Genomic DNA, 24,359 nt, shown 5'->3' with positions numbered 1-24,359 from the left:
CGAGTCGTTCGCACCCAAAGCTAGGGCTAGTCGAAGCTATGGGCAAGTTCGGGAACGTCGCTTGCCCCAGCGGAACCCCGGCCCGAGAGCGAGGGGTATTCCATGAAGAACCGGTGGCAGGAGAACAGGTCCTCGCGGTCGTCGGGCAGGTGGCGGATGAACTTTCCATCGGGCTGCAAAATCCAGCTCTGCGCCTCGTCGGCCATGTTCGCCGCCATGATCTGGCTGACGATCTGCGCCTTCACCGTGGGGTTCTTGGCCTCCACGAGCGTCTCGACCCGGCGGTTGAGGTTGCGCCCCATCCAGTCGGCGGAGGAGAAGAACACCCGCGCGTCGTTCGACGGAAGGGCATGGCCATTGCCGAAGCACACGATGCGCGAATGCTCGAGGAAACGCCCGACGATGGATTTAACCCGGATATTCTCGGACAGGCCCTTGATGCCGGGGCGGATGCCGCAGATGCCGCGGATCACGAGCGAGATTTTTACCCCCGCCTGCGACGCCCGGTAGAGCGCGTCGATCACGTCGGATTCGATCAGCGAATTCATCTTCGCCCAGATCGCCGCCGGTTTGCCCGCCTTGGCGTGTTCGATCTCGCGGTCGATCAGGTCGAGCAGGCGGGGCTTCAGCGTGATCGGCGAGATGGCGAGGTTCTCAAGACCCTCGGGCTGCACATAGCCCGAGAGGTAGTTGAAGACCTTGGTGGCATCGCGCCCCAGTGCCGCGTCGCAGGTGAAGAAGCTCAGATCGGTGTAAATCTTCGCGGTGATCGGGTGGTAATTGCCGGTGCCGTAATGGGTGTAGGTCACCAGCTGATCGCCCTCGCGGCGCACCACGGTCGAGATCTTGGCGTGGGTCTTGTAGTTGATGAAGCCATAGACGACATGGGCGCCCGCGCGCTCCAGACGGCGCGACTGGCGGATATTTGCGGCCTCGTCGAAGCGGGCTTTCAGCTCCACGAGAGCGGTCACGGACTTGCCGTTCTCCGCCGCCTCACATAGCGAGGAGACGACGGGGCTGTCTTTCGATGTCCGATAGAGCGTCTGCTTGATCGCCAGCACGTTGGGATCGTTCGCCGCCTGATCGATGAAGCGCACCACCAGATCGAAGGTCTCGTAGGGGTGGTGCAGCAGAATGTCCTTCTGCTTGATCGCGGCGAACATGTCGCCCTCGTGGTCCTGCACGCGTTCGGGCACGCGCGGGATGAAGGGCGGCCAGAGCAGATCGGGGCGTTCGCTGAGGATCAGTTCCTTCACATCGGCGATGCCCACGAGGCCCTTTTCCTCGACCACCTCTTCGGGATCGACATGCAGCTCGCGCATCACCAGCGCCTGCAGGTCCTCGGGCGCGCCGGGGGAGACCGACATGCGGATGACCTGCCCGCGGCGGCGGCGTTTCAGCGCGGTCTCGAACTCGCGCACGAGGTCTTCGGCCTCGTCCTCGACTTCCAGATCGCTGTCGCGCAGCACCCGGAACGAGCACGAGCCCACATCCTTGTAGCCCGGGAAGAGCGAGCTCAGATGCAGCATCAGAAGCTGTTCGAGCGGCAGGAACCGCGCCTCGCCCGGCAGGCGCACGAAACGGTCGATCTGCGCGGGGATCGGCAAGAGCGCCTGCAACCGGCGCTGATCGCTTTCGCGCTCCAGCTCCAGCGCGAGGCAGAAGCCGGTATTCGGGATGAAGGGGAACGGGTGCGCGGGGTCGATCGCCAGCGGCGAAAGCACCGGGAAGACGTTGTTGAGGAAGTGATCCGAGAGGAAGTCGAGATCGCGCTTGGTCAGCCGCGAGCGGCTCACGACATGGATGCCCTCGCGCTCCATCTCGCGCTTGAGCGCCGACCACGTCGCCTGCTGGGTGTCCATCAGCCGCCGGGCATTGGCGTTGATCTTCTCCAGCTGCTCGGCCGGGGTGAGCCCGTCATCGGAGGCGTTCACGTTGCTCTCGCGCACAAGCTCCATCAGGCCCGCCACGCGCACGGTGTAGAATTCGTCAAGATTGGTGGCCGAGATCGACAGGAAACGCACGCGCTCCAACAGCGGCACACGCGGATTGCGCGACTCTTCCAGCACCCGCCAGTTGAAGGCCAGCCAACTCAGTTCGCGGTTGAAGAACCGGCCCGGGCCGCTGATCTCCGACTCGGGCAGCGCGATTGGCGTGGGGAAGGGGGTCTTGAGGAAATCTGCTTGGGTCATGGCGCGCTTATCGTTGGATTTTGTAATGGCTCCGTGACAGTTTGCGCGGCTCAGTCGAGACTGTCCAGAACCTCCGCCGCCAGTCTTTGGGTGATCGCACGGCGTTGTGCGAGCGCCTGCCGATCGAGCGCCGCGACCAGTTTGCGCGCGGTCGCGAGAGAGCGGTCCATCCGCGTGACCAGCCAGCCGATCAGGTTCGGCGGCACGGTCAGTTGCCGGTCCGAGAACAGCTTCACCAGAACGGCCGCCAGCAGCGCGTCATCGGGGGGCGTGATCCGCACCGTCGCGGTCGCCTCCATCCGGCTGATCAGATCGGGCAGGGTCATCCCCCAGTCGCGCGGCGGCGTGCGCGCGGTCAGCAAAAGTCGCCCACCCTCGGCCTGCATCAGATTGTGCAGGTGAAACAGCGCGCGCTGGCCCGCCTCATCCGCGCCGAGCCTCTCGGCCCGTTCGATCACGGCGGCCCCTTTCGCGACGAGGGCAGGGGCCATCTCTTCGGTCAGCTCGCGCGCGGGTAAGATGTCGGCGCCCTGTTCATCGGCCCAGATCGTCGCGAGATGCGTCTTGCCCGCGCCTTCCGGCCCGATCAGGATCATCCGGCCCAGCGGCCATGTTTCGGGCGCATCGAGGGTCGTCACCGCCAGCGCATTGGCTGGCGAGATGAAGAAGTCTTCACGCCCCTGCGCGGAACGCAGGTGCAGCGGGAAGGTCAACTGCTCGGCCATTCTCAGCTCTCGTGTTCGGTCGTCTCGGTCGCGCCCGTCACTTCCCCGGTCTCCTCGTTGATGAGAGAGATCGGCGAATGGGCTGTCGGCTCGCGCTCCGTTTGCCCTCGGTAAAGCGCCCCTTGCAGATATTGGTCGATGAAGAAGCGCGCAACCACTCCGATCACCGCAGCGACGGGAACGGCGACCAACATGCCAACAAAACCGAACAAAGTACCGAAAGCGGACAGCGCGAAGATCAGCCAGAGCGGATGCAGCCCGACCGAATCGCCCACGAGTTTCGGGGTGACGAAATTGCCTTCGAGAAACTGGCCGAGCACGAAGATGCCCGCGACGATGCCGATATTGAACCACTCGCCCCAGAACTGGAACAGCGCGAGGCCGATGGCGAGCGCGCCGCCGATGATCGCCCCGATATAGGGGATGAAGGTCAGCGCGCCTGCGACCGAGCCCACCAGAAGCCCGAAATCGAGCCCCGCCGCCATCAGCGCGATCGCGTAGAAGGTGCCCAGCACGAGGCAGACCGTGACCTGTCCGCGCACGAAGCCCGAGAGCACCCGGTCGATATCGGTCGCGATGGTGCGGATCGTGTGGACGTGATCGCGCGGCAGCCAGCCGTCGATCTTGGCGACCATCCGGTCCCAGTCGAGCAGCATGTAGAAGGCCACGACCGGCACCACGACGATGAAGACGACCACATTCACCAGCGTCATCGCCGAGCTTAGCAGGGTCGCCGCCAGTTCGCCGCCCCGCGCCTTGATCGCGGTGCCGAGCGTGTTGAGCGTGTCATTCACGACCGAATTGTGCAGGAGATTGGGGAAACGCTCGTTCAGGAAGGTCTGCAACGAGGCCAGAAGATCGGGCGCGAGGGCGACCAACTGCGCCAGCTGCCGCGCCAGCATCGGCACCACGGCGAGCGCGAGGATGACGAAAATCAGCACCGTCGCCAGCCCGATGATCGCGGTAGAGACCGCGCGGCTCAGCCCCAGCTTCTCCAGCCGGTCGGCCAGCGGGTCGAGGAAATAGGCGATCGCGCCCCCCATGATGAAGGGCAGGATGACATTGCCCAGCCACCACAGCGACAGGACCAGCACCAAGGCGGCGACGGACCAATAGGTGACTTGCTGGCGGGCAGGCAGGGCCATGCGCGGTCCTTTTCAGCGATGCGTTCGCTCTAACGTGGCGAAATGCGGTGGGAAATCAAGGCTAGGATCGCCCGCGCCCCTTCCTCTTGGCGGAAATATCCCGGGGGAGGCGCGGATGCGCCGGGGGCGGAGCCCCCACATAGGCGACACCCGCGACCTGCGCCACCATCTTGCCCAACGCCCCCGTTTCCTCTAGGCCAAACGCAACGTCTGACACCAACCCTCGAAGGACCGCTCATGCGCCTGTCCCGCTATTTTCTTCCCGTTCTGAAAGAAACCCCCGCCGAGGCGCAGATCGCCTCGCATCGGCTGATGCTGCGTGCGGGTATGATCAAGCAGCAGCAGGCCGGGATCTATTCCTGGCTGCCGATGGGCTTCAAGGTGCTGCGCCGGATCGAGCAGATCGTGCATGAAGAGCAGGCGCGCGCCGGCCATCTCGCGATCCAGATGCCGACGCTGCAATCGGCCGATCTGTGGCGCGAGTCGGGCCGCTATGACGGCTATGGCGAGGAGATGCTGCGCATCACCGACCGGCAGGGGCGCGATATGCTCTACTCGCCCACCGCCGAGGAAATGGTCACCGATATCTTCCGCGCGCATGTGTCGAGCTACAAGCAGCTGCCGCTGACGCTCTATCAGATCCAGTGGAAATTCCGCGACGAGATCCGTCCGCGCTTCGGCGTGATGCGCGGCCGCGAATTCCTGATGAAGGACGGCTACAACTTCGATCTGTCGAAGGAAGACGCGCTGCACGCCTATAACCGCCACCTCGTCAGCTACCTGCGCACCTATGAGCGCATGGGCCTGCAGGCGATCCCGATGCGCGCCGATAGCGGCCCGATCGGCGGCGATTACACGCATGAATTCCTCGTGCTGGCCGAGACGGGCGAGTCGGAAGTGTTCTACGACAGCGAGATCACCGATCTGACCTTCGGCGACCGCGAGATCGATTATGACGACGTGGCGCAGTGCCAGAGCGTGCTGGAGGAGTTCACCTCGCGCTATGCCCGCACCGACGAGACCCATGACGAAGCGGCCTTCAACGAGGTCCCGGAAGAGCGTCGCCGCGTCGCGCGCGGCATCGAGGTCGGTCAGATCTTCTATTTCGGCACGCAGTATTCCGAGGCGCTGGGCGCGAGTGTCCAGACCCCGGATGGCACGAAGGTTCCGGTCCATATGGGCTCGCACGGGATCGGCGTGAGCCGTCTCGTCGGCGCGCTGATCGAGGCGAACCACGACGACAAGGGCATCATCTGGCCCGAGGGCGTGACGCCGTTCCATGTCGGTATCGTCAATCTCAAGCAGGGCGATGTCAGCTGCGACAGTGCCTGCGAGGCGCTCTACCGGGCGTTCCTCGATCACGGGCTCGACCCGCTCTATGACGACCGCGAAGAGCGCGCAGGCGCGAAATTCGCCACCATGGACCTGATCGGTCTGCCGTGGCGCATCACCGTCGGCCCGCGCGGGATCGCGGCCAACAAGGTGGAACTGACCTGCCGCCGCACCGGCGAGAGCGAGGAGATGCCGGCGGAAGAGGCGGTCGAGAAGATCGTGGGCATCTATGAAGGGCTTTGATCTGATCTTTGCCGCCAGCGCGGTCGCGGCGGGCATGCTCGCCGGGCCCGCTTTGGCGGAAGGCACGGGGCAGGGCGCCGGGCAAGGGCTCGTGGCGTGGTCGAGCGAGACGCTCGGCATCTCGGCGAAAGTGCCGCAGGGCTGGACGTCGGACGAGATGCCGGGGGGTGGGATCCTGTTCTCCGCCCCCGATATCGACCCGCACAAGACCGCCCATGTCGCGCTGCGCGCCCATGTCGATCAGGGGGCCGACCTCACGGTGGCACATGAACAACTGCTGCACACGATCCTGCTCGATGGCGATACGGTGCTGTCGGATGACGTGACCGAGGACGGGTTCGCAATCCGCTCCAAGGACTCGTTCGGCAAGGTGACGCTGCGCAAGACCGAGCGGCTCGATTGCGAGGGTGGGGCGGTGCTGGCCTCCGTGCAGACCGATTACCCGGCCGATCTGGCCGAGGGCATGGCGCCGCTTCTGGCGGATGTGCCCGGCACGCTGGGCTGTAAATAGGGGGCTCTGCCCCCGCCCGTTCCGGGCTCCCCCGGGATATTTCGACCAAGCCGAAACAGGCGCGCTCTCGCCGCTATGACCGGGCGCAGGCTTGACCTTTCGACCCCGCCGCGCCAGCTTGCGCCGAATTTTCGTGGATGGAGCCGATGGCCGCACGCACTGCCCCGTTTTCCCGTTTCGAGTTCATGATCGCGTGGCGCTACCTGCGCGCGCGCCGCGCCGAAGGTGGCGTCTCGGTCATGACATGGATTTCCCTGATCGGCATCGCGCTTGGTGTCGCCGCGTTGATCGCGACGCTTGCCGTGCGCGCGGGCTTCCGCGCCGAGTTCGTTTCGACCATCGTCGGCTCGAACCCGCAGATCACGGTCTATTCCGCGCCGATGGAAGTGGCCGAGGGTTCGGGGGTCTATTCCAAGCTGATCCGCGACTATGCCGCGCGCACCGAGCGGATCAAGGCGATCCCCGGTGTGGTCAGCGCGGCCCCGGCCGTGCGCGGTCAGGCGATGGTCAGCTTCGGCGACCGCTCCAACGTGGCGGATGTCTACGGGTTGGCGCTGTCGGATCTGAAGAACATCCCCAATATCGCGCATTCCGACGACGCGCAGGGCGATATCGACAATTACGGTGAAGGCATCGCGATCGGCATCGGGATGGCGCGCGATCTGGGCGTGACGGTGGGCGACACGGTCAAGGTGATCTCGCCCAACGGGGCCAAGACGCCGTCGGGCACGAGCCCGCGCGTGAACGCCTATAAGATCTCGTATGTGTTCTCGGCCGGGCGTTATGACATCGACCAGACCCGGCTTTATATGCCCTTCAAGGAGGCGCAGAGCTTCTTCAACCGCGAGGGCGGGGTGGATGAGATCGACGTCGACGTGGCCGATCCCGAGCGCATCGCCGAATGGGAGCCCGCGATCATGGATGCGAGCGGGAAGGGCACGCTTTTGTGGACGTGGAAGGACGCCTCGTCGAGCTTCCTGCGCGCGCTCTCGGTCGAGGATAACGTGATGTTCATCATCCTCTCGATCCTCGTGCTGATCGCGTCGATGAATATCACCTCGGGGCTGATCATGCTGGTGAAGAACAAGGGCCGCGATATCGGCATCCTGCGCACGATGGGGCTTAGCGAGGGCTCGATCCTGCGGGTCTTCTTCCTGTGCGGGGCTTTCACCGGGGTGATCGGGACGCTGGCCGGTCTGGGGATCGGGGTGCTGTTCTCGGTGAATATCGACCATGTCATGGGCTTCGTGAACTGGCTCAATGGCGGCGATGCCTGGGATCCGTCGATCCGTGGCATCTATCATCTGCCCGCGAAATTGCAGCCCTGGGACGTGACCAAGGCGGTGGCGCTGTCGCTGACGCTGAGCTTCATCGTGACCATCTTCCCGGCGCGCCGTGCTGCGCGCATGAACCCGGTGGAGGCGCTGCGCTATGAATGACGTGCTGATCTGCGAACAGTTGGAAAAGTGCTACAACCGGGGCAAGCCGAACGAGATCACGGTGCTCAAAGGTCTCGATCTGACCATTCCGAAAGGGCAGGTCGTGGCGCTGGTCGCGCCCTCGGGGGCGGGGAAATCGACGCTTCTGCATATCGCGGGGCTGCTGGACACGCCCGATTCCGGCCGGGTTCTGATCGACGGCGAAGACCTGACCGGTGCGCGCGATGGCAAACGCACGGCCGCGCGGCGCGAGAAGCTGGGCTTCGTCTACCAGTTTCACCACCTGCTGCCGGAGTTCTCGGCGGTCGAGAATATCGTGCTGCCGCAGCTGGCCAATGGCGTCAGCCGCAAGGCCGCGGAAGAGCGGGCCAAGGACCTGCTGAGCCGCGTCGGCATGGCGGGCCGGATGGATCACCGCCCCTCGGCGCTATCGGGGGGCGAGCAGCAGCGTGTGGCGTTCTGCCGGGCGCTCGCGAACGGGCCGAGCCTGTTGCTGGCCGACGAGCCCACCGGCAATCTCGACCCCGCCACCTCGGATACGGTGTTCGACGTGCTGATGGGGCTGGTGCGCGAGACGGGCCTGTCGGCGCTGATCGCGACGCATAACATGGAACTCGCCGCCAAGATGGACCGTGTGCTGCATCTGGATAACGGCGCGCTGGAGGAGGGGATATGATCGTTTACGGGATTTCGACCTGCGACACGGTGCGCAAGGCGCGCAAAGCGCTGGAAGCGGCCGGGCGCGATGTGCAGTTCCGCGACGTGCGGGCCGAGCCTTTGACGGGGGCCGAGGTCGCGGAATTCGAGGCGGCCTTCGGCGACAAGATCGTCAACCGCGCCTCCACGACGTGGCGCAACCTGCCCGAGGATGAGCGCGAAAAGCCTGTCGCCGATCTGCTGGGCGAACACCCTGCGCTGATGAAGCGCCCGGTGATCCGCGAGGGTGACAAGCTCACGCTGGGCTGGGCGAAGGCCACGCAGGCCGAATGGCTCTGAGAGGGGCGCCTCTCTCCGAAGGCTGAGACAGAAAAACGGCGCGCATCCTGCGATGCGCGCCGTTTCAAATTCTTACCGTCCGATCACCCGATCAGAGCAGGACCAGATCCGATGCCGAGGAGCGGCCGTCGCGACCCGACTGCAGCTCATATTGGATCTTCTGATTGTCATCGAGCCCCTTGAGACCCGCACGTTCGACAGCAGAGATGTGCACGAACACGTCCTTGCCGCCTTCGTCGGGCGCGATGAAGCCGTAACCCTTGGTGGAATTGAACCATTTCACGGTGCCAGTGGCCATTACCGTCTTCTCCTTCGTAGTCTCCCGGCGCGATATTGCGTCCGGGCCGTGCAGCCAGTCTCTTTCGGGTCTTCCGGCTGCCTTTTTCAGAAGCGAGGCGGTAGGAAAGTCTGTAACACACGCATATTCAAGTCTCTCCGAGAATTGCGAAAATGCAATGACATTCCATGAGGGGCGTAAGCCCCTCACAGGTCTGTGAAAATTCGCGATAGGCCGTTGAATTGGCGATTATTCGCGCAAATCAGGCGGCGTCGATTCGGTGATCAGCTGCGCCACGATCTCGTCGATCGCCACCGTGGAGGTGCGGGTATCGCCGAGTTTGCGGACCGAAACCGTGCGCTCCTCGACCTCTTTCATCCCGATCGCGAAGATGTAGGGGACCTTGCCGAGCGAGTGCTCGCGGACCTTGTAGTTGATCTTCTCGTTGCGGGTGTCGGCCTCGGCGCGGATACCGGCGGCGCGCAGCTTTTCGGTCACTTCCAGCACGTAGTCGTCGGCATCCGAGACGATCGAGGCCACGACCACCTGACGCGGCGCGAGCCAGAGCGGCATCTTGCCCGCGAAGTTCTCGATCAGCATGCCGATGAAACGCTCGAACGAGCCCAGCACCGCACGGTGCAGCATCACGGGGCGGTGGCGTTCGCCATCGGAGCCCACGAATTCCGCATCCAACCGCTCGGGCAGGTTGGTGTCGACCTGCAGCGTGCCGCATTGCCAGTCGCGCCCGATCGCGTCGGTGAGCACGAATTCCAGCTTCGGCCCGTAGAACGCGCCTTCGCCTTCGAAGATCTCGTAATCGTAACCGGCGGCCTTGCAGGCATTGCCGAGCGCGGCTTCGGTGTAATCCCAGCTCTCATCGCTACCGATGCGCTTTTCCGGGCGCGTCGACAGCTTGATGCGCCAGTCGGTGAAGCCGAGATCGTCATAGATCCCCGAGAGGAACTTGATGAATTTCTCGGTTTCCACCTCGATTTGATCTTCGGTGCAGAAGATATGCGCGTCGTCCTGCGTGAAGCCGCGCACGCGCATGATGCCGTGCAGCGCGCCCGAGGGCTCGTAGCGCGCGCAGGAGCCGAACTCGGCCATGCGCAGGGGCAGGTCGCGATAGGATTTGACGCCCTGATTGAAGATCTGGACGTGGCAGGGGCAGTTCATCGGCTTGAGCGCGTTGACCGTCTTCTCGCGCGCATGATCCTCGTCAACTTCGACGATGAACATGTTCTCCTGATAGTTCTCCCAGTGGCCCGAGGCTTCCCAGAGCTTGCGGTTCACCACCTGCGGCGTGTTCACCTCGACATAGCCGTCGGCGCGCTGCTTGCGGCGCATGTAGTCCTGCAGCGCGGTGTAGATGGTCCAGCCGTTCGGGTGCCAGAAGATCTGGCCCGGCGCCTCTTCCTGCATGTGGAAGAGATCCATCTCGCGGCCGAGCTTGCGGTGGTCGCGCTTGGCGGCCTCCTCCATCATCGTGACCCAGGCGTTGAGGTCCTTCTTGTTTTTGAAGGCCACGCCATAGATGCGCTGCAGCATCGGACGGCTGGAATCGCCCAGCCAATAGGCGCCCGCGACATGGGTCAGCTTGAACGCATCCGCCGGAACCTGACCGGTATGCTGCAGGTGCGGACCGCGGCAGAGATCCTGCCAGTTGCCGTGCCAATACATCCGGATGTCCTCGCCTTGCGGGATCCGGTTGATCAGCTCGACCTTGTAGGGCTCGTTCGTCGTCAGATAGTGGTCGATCGCGTGTTTGCGGCTCCAGACCTCGGTCTTGATGGCGTCGCGCGCGTTGATGATCTCGCGCATCTTCTTCTCGATCGCGCCGAGGTCTTCGGGCGTGAAGGGCTCTTCGCGGTCGAAGTCGTAGAACCAGCCATTGTCGCGGACCGGGCCGATCGTGACCTTCACGCCGGGATAGAGCTCCTGCACGGCGCGGGCCATGATATGGGCGAGGTCGTGGCGGATCAGCTCCAGCGCGGGGCCGTCATCCTGCATCGTGTTGATGGCGATCTGCGCGTCTTCCTGGATCGGCCATTGCAGATCCCAATGCGCGTCATTCACTTGCGCGGAGATCGCTTTCTTCGCCAGCGATGGTGCGATCGAGGCGGCCACTTCGGCCGGCGTCACGCCCGCGTCGTAGTCGCGCGAATTGCCATCGGGAAAGGTGAGGGAGATCTGGGACATGTCGTCCTCCTCGTCGGTTTGGCGCCCACGGAACGCCCGGTTGCGGGATATATGGTTCCCGAGCCTTTTGCGCGGCTCGCGCGCGGCTGTCAATGGGGCGGGGCAGGGGGAGATGTCGCAGGGGGGGGGCTGCCCCCGTCGCCGGAGGGCGACAAAACGCAGGAGGGGGCGCTGCCCCCGCGCTGACGCGCTCCCCCGGGATATTTCGGCCAAGGCGAAGACCAGAGGCGGCTGCCCCTTCGTTTTGGTCAAAATATCCCGGGGGTGAGGTGCGCAGCACCGAGGGGGCAGCGCCCCCTTGGCTATGGGCCAAGAAAAAGGCGCCGCTCGGGCGCCTCTCGCTTACATCTTGTTGAGCTTGCTCTGCAGATCGGCGAGCTGTTTCTTGATCGAGTCCAACTCGCCGCGATCATCGCCGCTCTCGGGCGCGGGGCCGGACGAGCCTGCCGTGCCCCAGCCGGCCATCATGTTCTGCAAGAAGGCCTGTTGCTGCGCCTGCAGCGCCTCGAAGCCCGGCATGGAGGACATGGGATTCGGCATCTTGTTCATATTCTCGAGCATCTGCGAGTGCCCCTCGCGCAGCATCTCGAAGCTGGCTGCGAGGAATTGCGGCACCACCGATTGCGCCGCCCCCGTATAGGAGCGCACCAGATCGGTCAGCACATCGACCGGCAGGACATTCTCGCCGCGGCTTTCGTGCTCGGCCACGATCTGCAGAAGATATTGCCGCGTCAGGTCGTCGCCCGATTTCAGATCGACAATCTGCACCTCGCGCCCGTCGCGGATGAATTTCGCGATGTCTTCGAGCGTCACGTAATCGCTGGTCTCGGTGTTGTAGAGACGGCGGCTGGCGTAACGCTTGATCAGCAAGGGCTTTTCGTCTTCGGCCATGTGATGCGATCCTCCCCGGATTGTGCTTGTGCAGCGATTGTGTGACGCCGCGCTGCCAAAAGCAATAAAAGAAAAAGGGCGCGCCACGAGGGCGCGCCCGAGATACGCGGGGCCGACTGGGAGGAGGAAGCCGGTGCCCGCGGTGAATTCTTACTTCGCAGCCGCGGTGGCTTTCTTCGTCGCAGCGGTCATGTCGGCGGTCGCCTTCTTGACGTTTGCGGAGGCTTCTTCCGACATGTCCTTGCCAGCGGCCATCATCAGCTCGACGGTGTCCATCTGAACCTTTTTCGCGATTTCAGCGAAAGCGGCCATGTTTTCGGCAGCCATCTCGGCCGAAGCCGATGCGAAGTCGCTCATCGCCTTGGCGTAATCGGCGGGCTCTTCCTTGGTCTTGGTCAGGTCGCCCATCTTGTCGATGGTGCCCTTGGTCCATTTGGTCGAGATTTCGGTCGACTTGCCGGCAGCTTCAAGCGCCACCTGCGACATCTTCTCGCCCAGAGCCGCTTGCGATTTGAAAGCGTCTTGGAATTTCGAGGTGTCGACGGGGAAGGATGCCATCATGTCCTGCATGATCTTGGTGTAGTCTTGGGTCTTAGCCATGTGAGTGCTCCGTTGGGTTGGGGCCCGTGGTCTGGAACGTTGGCGGGGCCCTTTGGGTTACGCAACGTATATACATGCTGCGGCGCAGCATTTCAAGAGAAGAATTGCTGCGCTGCAGAAATTTTCAACCCAAGCGGGAAAGTTTTATCTTAACTATCTCTTTGACATAAGTGCCGGGCGCATCAGCCAAAACCGGGTGATCTGCATCGCCGGGCTGGCGTGCGGGCACCATCGCGCCGGACTTCTTGGCCAGCCATTCGCCCCAGCGCGGCCACCAGCTTCCCTCGTGGAATTCCGCCTGCGCGCGCCATTCGTCGGGATTCGCGATCGGAGCTTCGGAGGTGTAATGGCCGTATTTTTTCTTGCTGGGCGGGTTCACGATCCCGGCGATATGGCCCGATTGCGACAGGATGAAGGTTTTGTCCTTCGATCCCATCTTCGCGACCCCGTTGAACGAGGCGACCCAGGGCGCGATGTGGTCGGTCTCGCAGGCGATCGCCATAAGCGGCACATTCACGTCCGAGACCTTGACCGTCTCGCCCAGCACCTCGAAGCCGTCGCGCGCGAAGCGGTCCTTCTGGCAGAGCCCGCGCAGATACTCGACCGCCATCTTGCCCGGCAGGTTCGTCGAGTCGCCGTTCCAGAACAGCAGGTCGAAGGCGGGCGGGGATTCCCCCATCATGTAGCTGCGGATCGCGGGCCGATAGATCAGGTCGTTCGAGCGCAGATAGGAGAAGGTGCGCGACATGAAGTAGCTGTCGAGCACCCCGTCGGCCTTGCATTGCCGCTCGATCCCGTCGACGAAATCGTCCTGCAGGAAGACCGCGAATTCGCCCTGATCCGAGAAATCGGTGAGCGTGGTGAAGAAGGTGGCCGAGTTGATCGACTTGTCCTTGCGCTTGTTCAGAAGGCCCAGTGTCAGCGAGAGCGTGGTGCCCGCGATGCAGTAGCCCACCGCGTTGACCTTCTTCTCGCCGGTGATCTTCTTCACCTCGTCGATCGCGGTCAGGTAGCCCTCCTGCACATAGTCATCCATGCCGACATCGGCATAGCTCTGATCGGGGTTCTTCCAGCTCACCACGAAGAGCGTGAAGCCCTGATCGACGATCCAGCGGATCAGCGAATTCTGCGGCTTCAGGTCCATGATGTAGAAGCGGTTGATCCAGGGCGGGAAGATCACCAGCGGGGTCTTGTGAACCTTTTCGGTGGTCGGCGTGTACTGGATCAGCTCGAACAGGCGGTTGCGATAGACCACCGCGCCCTCGGCCGTGCCGATATTCTCGCCCACGGTGAAGGCGTCCTTGTCGGCCAGCGTCACCAGAAGATCGCCGCGGTTCGCCTCGATGTCGCGCACGAGGTTCTCGAGCCCTTTCACGAGGCTCTCGCCCTCGGTCTCGATCGCCTTCTCCAGCGCGTCGGGGTTGGTGGCGAGGAAATTCGTGGGCGCCATCAGGTCGATGATCTGGCGCGAGAAGTAGTTCAGTCGCTGACGGTCCACCGGGTCGAGATCGTCGAGCTTGTCGACCGCCTCTTTCACGCCTTTGGCCGCGATCAGATACTGCTGTTTGATGTAGTTGAAATAGGGGTGGCTGTCCCAGAGAGGATTGGCGAAGCGCGGGTCGGACGGGCCGGGGTCCTCGGGCGGGCGGAACGCGCCCTTGGCGAGCGCCTCCTGCGCTTCGAGGTAATGCTTCATCGCCTGACCCCAGTAATTCACCTGGGCTTCGAGGATTTTCGAGGGTTTTTCGAGCCACTCATTCATCATGGCGGCGGAGGACGTCATGTAGAGATCGGCGCCGGGGCCTTCGAGGGCCGGATTCATCGGTCGCTTATGGGCGATCGCGTCGACCATGCGCTCGGTCAGTTCTTCGATGCGCGCCAGATTGTCTTGCATCTTCTGCGATGCAGCAATTTTGTCCGTCTCCTCGGTTGTCATAAATGATATTCCTCCCTATCCTCTGCACCAGCATAATATCGCCGCAGTCTTGGGGTAAAGCGGCGTTTCCATTGCCGAGTGAGTGCGTGGCCCGCCCCGAGGAGTTGCATATGAAAACGATCATGTCCTACGACCTGATGGAGACCTTCAGGAACACGAACGAGTGGATGGGCGCCTCGGCGCGCGCCATGGCCTCCTACCCGGTCTGGGGTCTCGCCCCGCATCCGATGTTCAAGATCATGTCGGCCTGGGGCCGCGTGACGGAGCGCTCGTTCGCACGGATGGTGATCAAGCCCGACTGGGGCATCCATTCGATCGCAGCCGAAGACGGGCGCGATCACCTCGTCGAGGTCGAGACCGTGCTCGACAAGCCCTTCGGCAGCCTCGTGCATTTCAACGTCCACGGTCGCGAGCCGATGGAGCGGCGCATCCTGCTGGTGGCGCCGATGTCGGGCCATTACGCGACGCTGCTGCGCTCGACCGTGGCCTCGCTGCTGCCCGATGCGGATGTGTGGGTGACCGATTGGCATAATGCGCGCGACATCCCCGTGTCCGAAGGCAAGTTCGATATCGAGGATTATACCCTCTATCTTGTCGATTTCATGAAGAAGATGGGCCCTGACTGCAACGTGATCGCCGTGTGTCAGCCGGCACCGCTCGCGCTGGCCGCGACCGCCTATCTGGCCGAGGAAGACCCGGCCGCGCAGCCGCGCACGCTGACCCTGATCGGCGGTCCGATCGACCCCGACGCGCAGGCCACCGAGGTCACCGATTTCGGGCGCCGCGTCACGATGGGCCAGCTCGAGCAGATGGTGATCCAGCGCGTCGGCTTCAAATACAAGGGCGCGGGCCGTCTGGTCTATCCGGGCCTGATGCAGCTCGCCTCGTTCATCTCGATGAACATGGACAAGCACGCGCAGGCCTTCCAGGAGAAGATCTGGAGCGAGGCGCAGGGCGAAGGCTCCGAGCATGACAAGCATTACCGCTTCTATGACGAGTATCTCGCGGTGATGGATATGACGGCGGAGTTCTACCTCTCCACCGTCGAGCGCATCTTCAAGGGGCTCGAGATCGCCCAGAACCGCTTCGAAGTCGCGGGCAAGATGGTCGATATCTCGAAGATCACCAAGGTCGCGGTGAAGACCGTGGAGGGCGAGAAGGACGATATCTCCGCCCCCGGCCAATGCGTCGCCGCGCTCGATCTGTGCTCGGGCGTGCCGGATTCGATGAAGCAGCAACATCTCGAGCCCGGCGCAGGCCATTACGGCATCTTCGCAGGCTCCAGCTGGCGCAACAACATCCGCCCGCTGGTGCTCGATTTCATCGATGAGAACGCGGATAACCCCGCGCCCGGGAAGGGCAAGCCCGCGACGGTCACGCCGATCCGCAAGAAGCCGGTGAAGACGGCCGAGGCGGGGTGAGACTTCGACCTTCGCGAGAGTTTTAGAAAAGCGCTGCTTCGGCAGCGCTTTTTTATTCGCGACTTCGCCATCGTTTTGACGGGTTTCGGCGCATGATCGGAAAATCACTTTGATTTTTTGAGACCGAAATTATGGACGCATTGTTTTTCCCCGTTGTGCTTCTCCTCCTCCTCTTAGCCGCGATCGTAAAATCCCCACGCTTCAAGGGGTTCATCGGAGAGGTTTACGTCAGCAAAGGGCTCAAGAAGCTCGCTGAAGAAGGGGGTATGCATCTTTTCGATGATGTGACCCTGCCCGTGAAGGACGGGACAACGCAAATCGATCATGTCCTCATTTCGCGGAGCGGCGTGTTCGTGATTGAGACCAAGAACATGAGCGGTTGGATATTCGGTGCGGAGAGGCAATCTCAGTGGACGCAGGTTCTCTATAAGAAAAAGACCAAGTTTCAGAATCCGCTGCGGCAAAACTACAAGCACATCAAAGCGATTGAAGACTGTCTTGGTGTAGACGGCAGCAAGGTTCAGGGGGTTATCGTCTTCGTTGGTGGGGCGGTCCCGAAAACCGAGTTTCCTCCCAGCGTTCACTGGCGACGGAACTCGATGCTCAACTTTCTGAAGTCTCCCCACCAAGTGATACTCACGGAGGGTGAGGTTGAGGCGCTATGTCAGGCGTTGGAAAGCCGACGGTTCGAGCGGGGTTTGAGGACCACGCAGCAGCACATCAAGAACGTCAGGACGCGAGTCGAAGCGCAGGCGTCGACAGATGCGTGTCCGCGATGCGGATCCGCGATGGTCGAGCGCCGTAGCAAGAAGACGAATGACGTCTTCCTGGGCTGCACGAATTTCCCGAAGTGCCGTGGAACCCGGAAAGTCGAAGCCCCGAAGGTTGTTGCGTTCTCACGCCAACAATAACGGCGCCTCCAGCCAGTCGCGCAGGCCTTGGGTGATCTTCTCGGGTTGCTCCAGCGGGCTCAGGTGGCCTGCGCCGAGGATCAGGCGAAATTCGGCGTGGGGCATCAGTTCGGCGAGGAATTCGTGGCGGCGCGGTGGGCAGATCTTGTCGTATTCGCCGCACATCAGCAGCGCGCGGGTTTTCGTGGCGCGCAGCGTGCGTTGCAGGTCGGGGCGGCGCATCAGGGCGCGCGATTGCACCTCGAACGTGTCGGCGCCCAAGCCTGCCGCCATCTCCAGCATCATCGCCTGAATCTCGGCGCGGCCGGGATCGGGGGCGAGGCTCTCGGCGGGGACTTCTTCGAGCATCATCTCGTCGAGCCGCCCGGTGAGCGCCTTCACGATCCGCGTCTCGCGCGCGGCGGCGACCTGCGGCATCTCGGGCAGGGGGGAGACGTCGAGCAGCGCGACCTGACTGACGCGGTCGGGGGCGCGGCGCAGGATTTCGATCGCGACGATCGCGCCCAGCCAATGCCCGACCAGCGCGAATTGCGGCGGGGCCTCGTCGAGCACCCGCTGCGCCATCTCTTCGATCGTCGCGCCACGCAGCCGCGCCACCATCACCGAGCGCTCGGTGGACAGCTCTTGCAGCGGGTGCCAGAACAGCCGTGCGTCGCACATGAATCCGGGTAGAAAGACCAGCGGGTCGCTTGGCATCGCTCGAAACCTCAATCGCGGCGCGTTTTCGCGCTTCTCGCGTCGAGTGTGCCGCAAGGGGCGAGGCCAAGCAAATCGAAATGCCGCAAGCGGCGGATCACAGCCGGGCGAGCACCTCCGCCAGCGCGGTCTCGATCAGCGCGAGGCAATCGGGGTCCGAGAAGCGGTGATCGGCGCCTTTGACCAGGGTCAGGCGCATGTCCTCGCCCTCGGCATGCTCCAGCAGCCGGATCGCGGTCTCGGTGCTGACGGCCTCGTCGGCGGTGCCTTGCAGGAAACGCGTGGGGAAGGGCAGCGCCAGCGGGCTGCGCAGCACCAGCCGCTCGCGGCCCTCGTTGATCAGGCGGCGCGTGATGACATAGGGCTCGCCGTAATCCGACGGGATCGCGATGGAGCCTTCGCTCTCCAGCTTGTGCCGGGTTTCCTTGTCGAAGCTCGCCCAATAGCCGTCTTCGGTGAAATCGGGGGCGGCGGCGATGGTGACGAGGCCTGCGACTTTCTCGGGATGTTCGCGTGACATCAGAAGCGAGATCCAGCCGCCCATCGAGGAGCCCACGAGGATCTGCGGGCCTTCGGTCTTGGCCATGATCACGTCGCGCGCATCCTCGAACCAGTCGCCGATGGCGCCGTCCTCGAATGCGCCGTCCGAGACACCGTGGCCGGAATAGTCGAAGCGCAGGAAGGCGCGGCCTTCGCGCTTGGCCCAGTCCTCGAGCGCCAGCGCCTTCGTGCCTTCCATGTCGGATTTGAACCCGCCGAGGAACACCACGCCCGGCCCTTTGCCTGGCGTCAGGTTATAGGCGATGCGGCGGCCTTCTTGGGTCTCGAAATACTCGGTCATCTGCGCTCCCTGCGATCTGTTCGCGCCCAGCCTATCGGGCGGCGCGGGTGGCCTCAACCTGTCCGCTTGCGCTCAGTGCGCGGGCTTTTCCTTGCCGGTAACGGCGCGGTAGATCGGCTGGATGATCCGGGTGACGACGGGGATCAGGACCAGACCGTAGATCAGCCCGAAGATGCCGTCGAAGAATGCGGTGATGGCCCAGCTGACGAAGCCTTCCGCCGTGCCTGCCGCATGGGCTGCGGCCTCGGCCTGATGGTGGATCCAGTCATAGGGCGCGTGCCAGCCAAGCTCTGCCAGACCGTGCAGCACGATATTGCCGCCGACCCAGATCATCGCCGCGGTGCCGACGATCATCAGGGTCTTCATCAGCCATGGCATGACTTTCACCATGCCGCGCCCGAAGGCTCGGGTCGCAGAAAGGTTCGCGTTCTCGGCCAGCCAGAGCCCCGCATCATCGGCTTTCACGATCAACGCGACCGAGCCATAGACCAGCACCGTCACGCCGATGCCGATGATCGCAAGCGCGATCGCCTCCATCCAGATCGGTTGGCCCGAGGGCAGGGCGGCAAGGCCGATGGTCATGATCTCGGCGGAGAGGATGAAATCGGTCTTCACCGCGGCTTTGACGCGCTTTTCCTCGAGGTGGTCGGCGGTCTCCGCCGCGACATGGCCCTCGGCGTCCGGCTCATGCGGTTTGAACAGGTGATAGACCTTCTCCGCGCCCTCAAAACACAGGTAAGAGCCGCCCAGCATCAGCAAGGGCGTGATCAGCCACGGCGCGAAGGCAGAGAGCAGCAGCGCCGCTGGCAGCAGGAAGATCAGCTTGTTCTTGATCGAGCCGAGCGCGATTTTCCCCACGATCGGCAATTCGCGGGCGGGCTTGAAGCCGTGGACATATTTCGGCGTGACGGCGGCATCGTCGATCAGCGCGCCAGCGGCTTTCGAACCTGCCTTGGCCGCCTGACCTGCCGCATCGTCGATCGAGGTCGCCGCCACCTTGGCGATCCCCGCCACGTCATCCAGCAATGCCAGCAAGCCACTCATCGCAAACCCTTTCCCAATCACGCCCGCGTGAGCCTAGGGCGCGTCACCCCAAGCCACAAGCGCGAAGACTTGTTCCCGAATTCTTTCCGTCCCGACATGAAAAAGGCGCCCGAAGGCGCCTTGATCGGAATGGTTTGCAAGGCTTACAGCCCCAGCTTCTGCGCGACGATTTGGTTGACCGCCTTGGGGTTGGCCTTGCCGCCCGAAGCCTTGATGACCTGACCGACGAACCAGCCAGCCAGTTTCGGATTGGCCTTGGCCTTCTCGACCTGCTCGGGGTTCGCGGCGATCACCTCGTCCACGGCGGCCTCGATGGCGCCGGTATCGGTGACCTGAATCATGCCGCGCTCTTCCACGATCTTCTCGGGGTCGCCGCCTTCGGTATAGACGATCTCGAACAGGTCCTTTGCGATCTTGCCCGAGATCTTGTCGGACTTGATCAGCCGGATGATCGCGCCGAGCTGCGCGGCATCGACCGGGCTCGACGAGATGTCGTGATCTTCCTTCTTCAGGCGACCGAACAGCTCGTTGATGACCCAGTTCGCGGCGAGCTTGCCGTCACCGGCCTCGGCCACCACGGCCTCGAAGTAATCCGCGTTCTCGACCTCTGCGGTCAGCACCGAGGCGTCATATTCCGACAGGCCCAGCTCCTTGACGAAACGCGCCTTCTTCTCGTCGGGCAGTTCCGGCATCGAAGCGCCGATATCGTCGACCCAAGCCTGCTCGATTTCCAGCGGCAGCAGGTCGGGGCAGGGGAAGTAGCGGTAATCATGCGCCTCTTCCTTCGAACGCATCGAGCGCGTCTCGCCCTTGTCGGGATCGTAGAGGCGGGTTTCCTGCACCACTTCGCCGCCGTCTTCGACGATGGCGATCTGGCGACGCGCCTCGTATTCGATCGCGGCTTGGATGAAGCGCATCGAGTTCATGTTCTTGATCTCGCAGCGCGTGCCGAGATGGCTGAAATCCTGCGTTTCCTGATATTTCTCGTAAGCGCCCGGCTTGCAGATCGAGACGTTCACGTCGGCGCGCAGGTTGCCGTTCTGCATGTTGCCGTCGCAGGTGCCCAGATAGCGCAGGATCTGGCGCAGCTTGCCGACATAGGCCGCCGCTTCCTCGGGGCCACGGATGTCGGGGCGCGAGACGATTTCCATCAGCGCGACGCCGGTGCGGTTGAGGTCCACGAAGGACATATGCGGATCCATGTCGTGGATCGACTTGCCCGCATCCTGCTCGAGGTGGATGCGCTCGATCCGGACCTTGCGGGCGACGCCCGGGCCCATGTCGACGATGATTTCGCCCTCGCCCACGATGGGGTGATAGAGCTGGCTGATCTGGTAGCCCTGCGGCAGGTCCGGGTAGAAATAGTTCTTCCGGTCGAAGGCCGAGCGCAGGTTGATATCGGCCTTGAGGCCGAGGCCCGTGCGCACGGCCTGCGCCACGCAGAACTCGTTGATCACCGGCAGCATGCCGGGCATCGCCGCGTCAACGAAGGCCACATTGGAGTTCGGCTCTGCACCGAACTTGGTCGAGGCGCCCGAGAACAGTTTGGCTTTCGAGGCCACCTGCGCGTGGACTTCAAGCCCGATCACCAGCTCCCAATCCGATTTGGCACCGGCAATGACCTTGGGTTCGGGGGCTTGGAATTCGAGATGGTCGAGCATGTCCACATCCTGTCAGTAAAGGCTTGGGCAAGCTTCTAGGACAGGGCAGGGGCGGGAGCAAGAGGGCGACCGCCCCGGATTGGGGATCAGACCACCGGCACGCCGTAGGATTCGAAAATCGCGCTGAGCCGGTCGAGCGGCGGCGTGGCCTCTCGCGGCAGGTAGGCGCGACGCCCGTCGCGCAGCGTGACCATGCATTCGTCGCCCGCAAGCTTGCGCCGCCGCAGCCGCGCCGAGTCGATCTGTGCGAGCGGGAACGTGCCCAATTGCCGCCCATTCCGATAGACTTCCATTCGTGCAGGCGTGATCCGCAGCAGCCCCGAGCGGTTGCGCATCAGCTTGTACAAGGTGAGGGCGAGATAGATCCACGCGGCGACATGGATCCAGGTCGTCGCGGTCAGTTTCATTGCGCCGTAAAGCAGCGCCATCCCGAAGGCGAGGGCGAGATACCCTCCCGCCCGGCGGGCTTGGTGTCGATACTCAAATTCGTTGTCGTCCATGGTCGAGCCCATCCGCGAAATTGCGTGCCGCCCGCATGGCGCGGGCGTCCGCGTTTCGTAGGTCAAGAACCCGGCACGGATGGGCCGAGAATGCGGCCAATCCGTGGTGAGATGGGCGCGCCCGCGGGCGCTGAGCGGAAATCAGCCCAACAGACGCTGCGTCATCTCCGACAGGTCGCGGCTGAGGCCCGGTTGGGCGGCGATCCGTTCCAACTCGCTGCGCATCTTTTCGCGCCGGCCTTCGTCATAGCGAGTCCACGTCTCGAAAGCGGTGGACATGCGGGCTGCGACCTGCGGATTGACCGGATCGAGCTTCATCAGCCAGTCGGCATAGAAGCGATAGCTCGCCCCGTCCGCGCGGTGGAAGCCCGCGTGATTGCCCGACAGCCCCGCCATCAGCGCGCGGAAGCGGTTCGGCGTCTTCCATGTGAAGAGCGGATCGCCGGTCAGCGCCTCGGCGCGCTCCAGCGCCATCCCTGGCGGGCAATTGGCCAGCTGGACGAGGAACCACTTGTCCATCACCAGCCGGTCGCCCTGCCAGCGGTCGCGGAATTCGGCCATGGCCGCGGCGTCCTGCCCGGTCTGCACCAGAGCTGCGAGCGCGCCGAGGCTTTCGGTCATGTTCTCGGCCGAGGCGAATAGCGCCCCCGCCCGTGCTCCGCCGTCGATGCGGTTCAGGAGCCGCAGGACCGCAAGGCGCAGCGCCCGCGGACCGGCCTGCTCGGGATCGGAGCTATAGGGACCCCTCGCTTCGGTGCTGGTGAAGATCTCGGCCAGAAGCGTCTTATGCGCATTCGCCAGATCGCGGGCGAGCCCTTCGCGCGCCGCGTAGATCGCCGCCGGATCGGGCGTCTCGCCCTGATCGTAGAGCGCCTGCGCGATGCTGTCCTCGGAGGGCAGGTTCAGGCACAGTGCGCGGAAGGCCGGATCGGCGGTCTCGTCGCGCAGCAGCGCCCCGATCGCATCAGAGAAGGACGCGTCGGACTTCTGTCCTTGCACCCGCCCTATCAGCACTTTCTGGGCCAGCGCGCGGCCTGCCTCCCAGCGGTTGAACGGGTCGCGGTCATGGGTCAGCAGGAAGGCCAGCTCGGACGTGTCGGCGTCGCGCTCCAGCCGCACGGGGGCGGAAAAGTCGCGCAGGATCGAGGGCACCGGGCGCGTCGCGAGCCCGTCGAAGGTGAAGCTCTGTTTCGCCTCGGTCATCTCCAGAACGGTGGAGGGCACGACCTCGTCGCCATTTTCGGACAGAAGGCCGACTTCGATCGGAATGTGGCGCGGAAGTTTTTCCGGCTGGCCCGGCGTGGGGCGCGTTTCCTGTTCGAATTCAAGCGTATATGTGCCGTCCTTGAAGCTGTCGCGCACCCGCAGGGTCGGCGTGCCCGCATCGGTATACCAGCGCTTGAACTGGCTCAGATCGCGGCCCGAGCTGTCCTCGAAGACCTTCAGCCAGTCCTCGATCGTGCAGGCTTGCCCGTCATGACGCTCGAAATAGAGGTCGAGCGCGGCGCGATAGCCCTCTTGCCCGAGCAAGCGATGCAGCATCCCCACGATCTCGGCGCCCTTCTCATAGACGGTCGCAGTGTAGAAGTTGTTGATCTCGCGGTAATGATCGGGGCGCGGCGGGTGCGAGAGCGGGCCGCGATCCTCGCGGAACTGCCGTCCGCGCAGCGCCAGCACATCGTCGATCCGCTTCGTCGCATGGCCGCGCATGTCGCCGGTGAACTGCTGGTCGCGATAGACCGTCAGCCCTTCCTTCAGGCACAGCTGGAACCAGTCGCGGCAGGTGATCCGGTTGCCGGTCCAGTTGTGGAAATACTCATGCGCGATGATGCCCTCGATACGCTCGTAATCGGCGTCGGTCGCGGTCTCGGGCGAGGCGAGAACCCATTTGGAGTTGAAGATGTTCAGCCCCTTGTTCTCCATCGCGCCCATATTGAAGTCATCGACGGCGACGATGTTGAAAATGTCCAGATCGTATTCGCGCCCGTAGGCCTCTTCGTCCCAGCGCATCGAGCGATGCAGTGCCTGCAGGGCGAAGTCGCAGCGATCTTCGTCGCCCGGACGGACCCAGATGTTCGTCGCGACCTCGCGGCCCGACATCGTGGTGAATGTGCCCGAATGCGCGCGCAGATCGCCCGCGACCAGCGCGAAGAGATAGGCGGGCTTGGGCCACGGATCGACCCATTCGGCATAGCCTTCGCGGCTCTCGATCAGGTCGCCATTCGCCAGCAGCACCGGCTGGTCGCCGGTGATCGTGACGTGGAAGCGCGCCATCACGTCGGGGCGGTCCGGGTAGAAGGTGATCTTGCGGAAGCCCTCGGCCTCGCATTGCGTGCAATACATGCCGTTCGACATATAAAGCCCTTCCAGCGCGGTATTCTTCGACGGCGCGATCCGCGTGACGGTCTCCAGCGTGAAGGCCTGAGACGGCAGAACATGCGCCGGGATCGTAAGGCCCGTCTTGCTCAGCGTGTAGTCGTCAGGCGTCAGCGCGCGCCCGTCCACTGCGACCGAGACAAGCTCCAGATCTTCGCCATCGAGTTCCAGCGCGGCCGCCTCTTGCCGGGGCGAGAAGGCGAGGCGCGCGCGCACTTCGGTCGCATCCGGGTCGAGCGTGAAATCAAGCCGCACGGTCTCGAGGGTGAAGGGGTAGGGGCGGTAGTCGCTCAGGCGCTTGGCAGGGGCTTCGGCAGCCGTCAGTTCAGCGGACATTCTAACGATATTCCTAATTAACTTCGGGTTATTTCAGGTGGAGTGCGCCCGCGCGAAAGCAAGTTCGCCTTTGCGTGAGCAGCGCCT

Annotated in this window: 21 protein-coding genes; 7 read left to right on the top strand and 14 right to left on the bottom strand. The window is 63.6% G+C overall.

Going from position 1 to position 24,359, the window contains the following annotated elements:
- Positions 1-26: 26 nt before the first annotated feature.
- From AXZ77_RS12095 to AXZ77_RS12085, 3 genes are read right to left on the bottom strand one after another with little or no spacing between them, the layout of a single operon-like run.
- Positions 27-2,192, bottom strand: a complete 2,166-nt coding sequence (locus tag AXZ77_RS12095) for an RNA degradosome polyphosphate kinase (RefSeq protein WP_098411332.1) — start codon at positions 2,190-2,192, stop codon at positions 27-29.
- 50 nt (positions 2,193-2,242) lie between these two features.
- Positions 2,243-2,917, bottom strand: coding sequence for a DnaA/Hda family protein (locus AXZ77_RS12090; protein WP_098411331.1), 675 nt, complete (start codon positions 2,915-2,917; stop codon positions 2,243-2,245).
- A gap of 2 nt (positions 2,918-2,919) precedes the next feature.
- Positions 2,920-4,062, bottom strand: coding sequence for an AI-2E family transporter (locus tag AXZ77_RS12085; RefSeq protein ID WP_098411330.1), 1,143 nt, complete (start codon positions 4,060-4,062; stop codon positions 2,920-2,922).
- 237 nt (positions 4,063-4,299) lie between these two features.
- Here AXZ77_RS12085 and proS point away from each other — a divergent pair, with 237 nt between their 5' ends.
- From proS to AXZ77_RS12060, 5 genes are all read left to right on the top strand, one after another.
- Positions 4,300-5,637 (top strand): proline--tRNA ligase, encoded by a 1,338-nt coding sequence (proS, locus tag AXZ77_RS12080; RefSeq protein WP_098411329.1) that lies wholly within the window; start codon positions 4,300-4,302, stop codon positions 5,635-5,637.
- Positions 5,624-6,148, top strand: coding sequence for a hypothetical protein (locus tag AXZ77_RS12075; RefSeq protein ID WP_098411328.1), 525 nt, complete (start codon positions 5,624-5,626; stop codon positions 6,146-6,148). The genes proS and AXZ77_RS12075 overlap by 14 nt, the downstream gene beginning before the upstream one ends.
- A gap of 146 nt (positions 6,149-6,294) precedes the next feature.
- Positions 6,295-7,587, top strand: a complete 1,293-nt coding sequence (locus AXZ77_RS12070; protein WP_098412535.1) for a lipoprotein-releasing ABC transporter permease subunit — start codon at positions 6,295-6,297, stop codon at positions 7,585-7,587.
- Entirely contained in the window at positions 7,580-8,263 is a 684-nt protein-coding gene (locus AXZ77_RS12065; protein WP_078606113.1) for an ABC transporter ATP-binding protein, read from the top strand. The genes AXZ77_RS12070 and AXZ77_RS12065 overlap by 8 nt, the downstream gene beginning before the upstream one ends.
- Positions 8,260-8,583: an arsenate reductase family protein gene (locus AXZ77_RS12060; protein ID WP_098411327.1), complete on the top strand. Its 324-nt coding sequence runs from the start codon at positions 8,260-8,262 to the stop codon at positions 8,581-8,583. Before AXZ77_RS12065 ends, AXZ77_RS12060 begins: the two co-directional genes overlap by 4 nt.
- A 91-nt stretch (positions 8,584-8,674) precedes the next feature.
- On the opposite strand, the gene AXZ77_RS12055 is transcribed toward AXZ77_RS12060, so the two are convergent.
- From AXZ77_RS12055 to phaC, 5 genes are all read right to left on the bottom strand, one after another.
- Positions 8,675-8,881, bottom strand: coding sequence for a cold-shock protein (locus AXZ77_RS12055; RefSeq protein ID WP_075775516.1), 207 nt, complete (start codon positions 8,879-8,881; stop codon positions 8,675-8,677).
- Positions 8,882-9,109: 228 nt separating this feature from the next.
- The gene (gene thrS, locus AXZ77_RS12050) at positions 9,110-11,059 is read right to left on the bottom strand and encodes a threonine--tRNA ligase (RefSeq protein WP_098411326.1); all 1,950 of its coding nucleotides are present in this window, start codon (positions 11,057-11,059) and stop codon (positions 9,110-9,112) included.
- A gap of 342 nt (positions 11,060-11,401) precedes the next feature.
- Positions 11,402-11,950, bottom strand: a complete 549-nt coding sequence (phaR, locus tag AXZ77_RS12045; protein ID WP_098411325.1) for a polyhydroxyalkanoate synthesis repressor PhaR — start codon at positions 11,948-11,950, stop codon at positions 11,402-11,404.
- Positions 11,951-12,100: 150 nt separating this feature from the next.
- Positions 12,101-12,550 (bottom strand): phasin, PhaP, encoded by a 450-nt coding sequence (locus AXZ77_RS12040; protein ID WP_078542726.1) that lies wholly within the window; start codon positions 12,548-12,550, stop codon positions 12,101-12,103.
- Positions 12,551-12,674: 124 nt separating this feature from the next.
- Positions 12,675-14,486, bottom strand: a complete 1,812-nt coding sequence (phaC, locus tag AXZ77_RS12035) for a class I poly(R)-hydroxyalkanoic acid synthase (RefSeq protein WP_098411324.1) — start codon at positions 14,484-14,486, stop codon at positions 12,675-12,677.
- A gap of 110 nt (positions 14,487-14,596) precedes the next feature.
- On the opposite strand from phaC, the gene phaZ reads away from it, so the two are divergent.
- Both phaZ and AXZ77_RS12025 read left to right on the top strand, forming a co-directional pair.
- A complete protein-coding gene (phaZ, locus tag AXZ77_RS12030; protein WP_098411323.1) occupies positions 14,597-15,907 on the top strand; it encodes a polyhydroxyalkanoate depolymerase in 1,311 nt (436 codons plus the stop codon).
- A 131-nt stretch (positions 15,908-16,038) separates the two neighbouring features.
- A complete protein-coding gene (locus tag AXZ77_RS12025) occupies positions 16,039-16,818 on the top strand; it encodes an NERD domain-containing protein (RefSeq protein ID WP_098411322.1) in 780 nt (259 codons plus the stop codon).
- Here the strand turns inward: AXZ77_RS12025 and AXZ77_RS12020 are convergent.
- The 6 genes from AXZ77_RS12020 to pepN form a co-directional block, all read right to left on the bottom strand.
- Positions 16,804-17,514, bottom strand: a complete 711-nt coding sequence (locus tag AXZ77_RS12020; RefSeq protein WP_098411321.1) for an alpha/beta fold hydrolase — start codon at positions 17,512-17,514, stop codon at positions 16,804-16,806. The genes AXZ77_RS12025 and AXZ77_RS12020 overlap by 15 nt on opposite strands.
- Positions 17,515-17,611: 97 nt before the next feature.
- A complete protein-coding gene (locus AXZ77_RS12015; protein ID WP_098411320.1) occupies positions 17,612-18,355 on the bottom strand; it encodes a carboxylesterase in 744 nt (247 codons plus the stop codon).
- A gap of 72 nt (positions 18,356-18,427) precedes the next feature.
- Positions 18,428-19,399, bottom strand: coding sequence for a DUF808 domain-containing protein (locus AXZ77_RS12010; RefSeq protein ID WP_098411319.1), 972 nt, complete (start codon positions 19,397-19,399; stop codon positions 18,428-18,430).
- A gap of 143 nt (positions 19,400-19,542) precedes the next feature.
- Positions 19,543-21,060: an Asp-tRNA(Asn)/Glu-tRNA(Gln) amidotransferase subunit GatB gene (gatB, locus tag AXZ77_RS12005; protein ID WP_098411318.1), complete on the bottom strand. Its 1,518-nt coding sequence runs from the start codon at positions 21,058-21,060 to the stop codon at positions 19,543-19,545.
- A gap of 86 nt (positions 21,061-21,146) precedes the next feature.
- Positions 21,147-21,560 (bottom strand): hypothetical protein, encoded by a 414-nt coding sequence (locus AXZ77_RS12000; protein ID WP_078571758.1) that lies wholly within the window; start codon positions 21,558-21,560, stop codon positions 21,147-21,149.
- A gap of 141 nt (positions 21,561-21,701) precedes the next feature.
- Complete coding sequence (gene pepN, locus AXZ77_RS11995) at positions 21,702-24,272, bottom strand: aminopeptidase N (RefSeq protein ID WP_098411316.1); 2,571 nt, start codon at positions 24,270-24,272, stop codon at positions 21,702-21,704.
- Between the last annotated feature and the right edge of the window lie 87 nt (positions 24,273-24,359).

Origin of the sequence: Thioclava sp. ES.031 (genome assembly GCF_002563775.1) — a bacterium.
GTDB lineage: Bacteria > Pseudomonadota > Alphaproteobacteria > Rhodobacterales > Rhodobacteraceae > Thioclava.
Note: the sequence above shows the minus strand (reverse complement) of the source record. Positions and strands in the feature narration are given on the sequence as shown.

What these genes read in the sequence shown, in the direction of transcription:
- AXZ77_RS12095 (WP_098411332.1), bottom strand. Translation starts at nt 2,192, where the DNA reads ATGACCCAAGCAGATTTCCTCAAGACCCCCTTCCCCACGCCAATCGCG.
- AXZ77_RS12090 (WP_098411331.1), bottom strand. Translation starts at nt 2,917, where the DNA reads ATGGCCGAGCAGTTGACCTTCCCGCTGCACCTGCGTTCCGCGCAGGGG.
- AXZ77_RS12085 (WP_098411330.1), bottom strand. Translation starts at nt 4,062, where the DNA reads ATGGCCCTGCCTGCCCGCCAGCAAGTCACCTATTGGTCCGTCGCCGCC.
- proS (WP_098411329.1), top strand. Translation starts at nt 4,300, where the DNA reads ATGCGCCTGTCCCGCTATTTTCTTCCCGTTCTGAAAGAAACCCCCGCC.
- AXZ77_RS12075 (WP_098411328.1), top strand. Translation starts at nt 5,624, where the DNA reads ATGAAGGGCTTTGATCTGATCTTTGCCGCCAGCGCGGTCGCGGCGGGC.
- AXZ77_RS12070 (WP_098412535.1), top strand. Translation starts at nt 6,295, where the DNA reads ATGGCCGCACGCACTGCCCCGTTTTCCCGTTTCGAGTTCATGATCGCG.
- AXZ77_RS12065 (WP_078606113.1), top strand. Translation starts at nt 7,580, where the DNA reads ATGAATGACGTGCTGATCTGCGAACAGTTGGAAAAGTGCTACAACCGG.
- AXZ77_RS12060 (WP_098411327.1), top strand. Translation starts at nt 8,260, where the DNA reads ATGATCGTTTACGGGATTTCGACCTGCGACACGGTGCGCAAGGCGCGC.
- AXZ77_RS12055 (WP_075775516.1), bottom strand. Translation starts at nt 8,881, where the DNA reads ATGGCCACTGGCACCGTGAAATGGTTCAATTCCACCAAGGGTTACGGC.
- thrS (WP_098411326.1), bottom strand. Translation starts at nt 11,059, where the DNA reads ATGTCCCAGATCTCCCTCACCTTTCCCGATGGCAATTCGCGCGACTAC.
- phaR (WP_098411325.1), bottom strand. Translation starts at nt 11,950, where the DNA reads ATGGCCGAAGACGAAAAGCCCTTGCTGATCAAGCGTTACGCCAGCCGC.
- AXZ77_RS12040 (WP_078542726.1), bottom strand. Translation starts at nt 12,550, where the DNA reads ATGGCTAAGACCCAAGACTACACCAAGATCATGCAGGACATGATGGCA.
- phaC (WP_098411324.1), bottom strand. Translation starts at nt 14,486, where the DNA reads ATGACAACCGAGGAGACGGACAAAATTGCTGCATCGCAGAAGATGCAA.
- phaZ (WP_098411323.1), top strand. Translation starts at nt 14,597, where the DNA reads ATGAAAACGATCATGTCCTACGACCTGATGGAGACCTTCAGGAACACG.
- AXZ77_RS12025 (WP_098411322.1), top strand. Translation starts at nt 16,039, where the DNA reads ATGGACGCATTGTTTTTCCCCGTTGTGCTTCTCCTCCTCCTCTTAGCC.
- AXZ77_RS12020 (WP_098411321.1), bottom strand. Translation starts at nt 17,514, where the DNA reads ATGCCAAGCGACCCGCTGGTCTTTCTACCCGGATTCATGTGCGACGCA.
- AXZ77_RS12015 (WP_098411320.1), bottom strand. Translation starts at nt 18,355, where the DNA reads ATGACCGAGTATTTCGAGACCCAAGAAGGCCGCCGCATCGCCTATAAC.
- AXZ77_RS12010 (WP_098411319.1), bottom strand. Translation starts at nt 19,399, where the DNA reads ATGAGTGGCTTGCTGGCATTGCTGGATGACGTGGCGGGGATCGCCAAG.
- gatB (WP_098411318.1), bottom strand. Translation starts at nt 21,060, where the DNA reads ATGCTCGACCATCTCGAATTCCAAGCCCCCGAACCCAAGGTCATTGCC.
- AXZ77_RS12000 (WP_078571758.1), bottom strand. Translation starts at nt 21,560, where the DNA reads ATGGACGACAACGAATTTGAGTATCGACACCAAGCCCGCCGGGCGGGA.
- pepN (WP_098411316.1), bottom strand. Translation starts at nt 24,272, where the DNA reads ATGTCCGCTGAACTGACGGCTGCCGAAGCCCCTGCCAAGCGCCTGAGC.